The organism is Nocardioides guangzhouensis (assembly GCF_004519545.1).
GTDB classification, from domain to species: domain Bacteria; phylum Actinomycetota; class Actinomycetes; order Propionibacteriales; family Nocardioidaceae; genus Nocardioides; species Nocardioides guangzhouensis.
On record NZ_SDKM01000100.1, the window covers coordinates 1 to 2,393 of the forward strand.

At 69.2% G+C, this 2,393-nt stretch carries 3 protein-coding genes; all 3 read left to right on the forward strand.

Annotated elements, in window-relative coordinates; translation table 11 throughout:
* Positions 1-836 (forward strand): arginine deiminase family protein (locus EKO23_RS24565; protein WP_134721194.1); only part of this gene is annotated, 836 nt, incomplete at its 5' end.
* Positions 837-850: 14 nt separating this feature from the next.
* Entirely contained in the window at positions 851-1,006 is a 156-nt protein-coding gene (locus tag EKO23_RS25595) for a hypothetical protein (RefSeq protein WP_167880646.1), read from the forward strand.
* A gap of 9 nt (positions 1,007-1,015) precedes the next feature.
* Positions 1,016-2,393 (forward strand): Na+/H+ antiporter NhaC family protein (locus tag EKO23_RS24570; RefSeq protein ID WP_246051303.1); only part of this gene is annotated, 1,378 nt, incomplete at its 3' end.

The following is a 2,393-nucleotide window of genomic DNA, read 5'->3' on the forward strand; positions in this document are numbered from 1 at the left end:
CCGCGGCGCTGGATGACGAGAGCATGTTCGTGCTCCCACCGCTGCCCAACACCCTCTTCACGCGAGACTCGTCGTGCTGGATCTACGGTGGCGTCTCGATCAACCCGATGTTCTGGCCGGCTCGTCGGCTCGAGGCCTACAACGTGGCCGCGATCTACCGCTACCACCCGATGTTCGCCGACGCCGACTTCGAGTACTGGTATCCGCACCTCGGCGACGACGGGCGGTTCGATGCCCACGACTTCGGCCGGTCCTCGCTCGAGGGAGGCGATGTCCAGCCGATCGGCAACGGCACGGTGCTGATCGGGATGAGCGAACGCTCGCAGGCGCGGATGATCGAGCAGGTCGCGGCCGCCCTGTTCGCGAAGGGTGCCGCCGAGCGCGTGATCGCGGCGGTCATGACCAAGGATCGCGCGCACATGCACCTGGACACCGTGTTCACGATGCTCGACCGCGACAAGGTCACGGCGTACCCCAGGGTCGTCGGCGGGATCCGCGCGATCAGCCTCCGCCCGGGCAGCAACGGGCAGCTGTTCCACGTCACGCAGGAGGAGTCGTTCCTTGGTGCCGTGGCCGACGCGATGGGCGTCCCGAGCCTGCGGGTGGTCGAAACCGGAGGTGACGTCTACCAGCAGGAGCGCGAGCAGTGGGACGACGGCAACAACGTGGTCGCCCTGGAGCCGGGTGTGGTGGTGGCCTACGAGCGCAACACCTACACCATCGCCAAGATGCGCGAGGCGGGCGTCGAGGTGGTCACGATCGAGGGATTCGAGCTGGGCAAGGGGCGCGGCGGCGGGCACTGCATGACCTGTCCGCTGACGCGTGACCCGGTGTGACGAGGGGAGTCGCGATGTATCCAGAAGCTCCGCGCTGGTTGCTCATCGTCGTCCTGATCGCCTGCCTGGTCGGGCTGGTCGCCTGGGCTCGCGGACCGGTGCACCACCACGGCCAGTACGTCGGATCGCTGGGCGCCGTCCACGGCACCTCGCAGGTCAGTCAAGGGTAGGAGCGGTCCGTGTCCGGCCCGCCTGAGGCGTCGTCCCCCACCGCGGCGGGGCCCCCCGGCCCGTCGGGTCGGGTGCCGCGTGCGCCCACGATGCTCGACGCGCTGCTGCCGATCGTCGTGCTCATCGCGCTGCTCGCCCTGACCATCATCGTCTTCGGGATCGACGCGACCAACGGGCCTCTCCAGGTGGCGCTGCTGCTCAGCGCGGCGTTCGCCAGCCTGATGGCCTTCAAGAACGGCTACACGGTCGCCGGCGTCGCGGAGGCGGCGGTCGGTGGGGTCACCTCCGCGGTCGGTGCGATCTTCATCCTGCTCGCGGTCGGGGCGCTGATCGGCACCTGGAACATGGCCGGCACGATCCCGACGATCGTCGACTACGGCATCCAGATCGTGAGCCCGACCTGGTTCTACGTCACCGCAGCCGTCGTCTGCGCGCTGGTGGGGATGGTCACCGGCAGCTCGTGGACCACGGCGGGCACCCTGGGCGTGGCGTTCGTCGGCATGGCCTCGGTGATGGGCCTCTCGGAGGCGACGGCCGCGGGTGCGGTGATCTGCGGTGCGTACTTCGGTGACAAGATGACGCCGCTCTCGGAGACCACGATCCTCGTGCCCCGGCTGGTCGGCGGTGGGCTGACGGTCGGTGAGCACGTCCGCAACATGTTCTGGACGGCCGGACCTGCCCTGGGGATAAGCCTGGTGATCTTCTTCTTCCTGGGCCTCAACGCGGACCCGGACGCGGCGATCAGCACCGACGCCGCGCGCGAGGCCCTGGCGCAGGCGTTCAACATCTCGTTCCTCAACCTGCTGCCGCTGCTGCTGCTGGTGCTCTTCGCGGTGCTCAAGTTCCCGCCGTTCCTGTCGATCCTGGGGTCGGCGCTCTTCGCGGGCATCCTGGCGCTGTTCACGCAGTGGGACGCGGTCAAGGCGTTCGTCGACAACCCTGACTACGGGCCGTTCCTGACGGGCGTCCATGCCGTCTTCGCTGCCATGGCCACGGGCTTCGTCAGCGACTCGGGGGTCGAGCCCATCGACGACCTGTTCTCCCGGGGAGGGATGGCCAGCCTGCTCACCACCATCTGGCTGGTGCTCGGCGCCCTGTCCTTCGCGGCCGTGATGGAGCACGCCGGCTTCCTGCAGCGCCTCCTCGAGCCCATCGTCTCCCGCGCCCGCAGCCGCGGCTCCCTCATCCTCGCGGTGAACTCGAGCGGGATCGGGCTCAACGTGATCGCAGGTGACCAGTACGTCGCCGACGTGCTGCCCGCCCGCATGTTCCGGGGCGAGTTCGCCCGCCGCGGGCTGGCACCGCAGGTCCTGTCCCGGGCCGTGGAGGACTCCGGCACCGTCACCTCGGTGCTGGTGCCGTGGAACACCTGCGGCGCCTACATCT

Bases quoted from the DNA above. Each gene is read 5' to 3' on its own strand.
- EKO23_RS25595 (WP_167880646.1), top strand. From the start codon at position 851: ATGTATCCAGAAGCTCCGCGCTGGTTGCTCATCGTCGTCCTGATCGCC.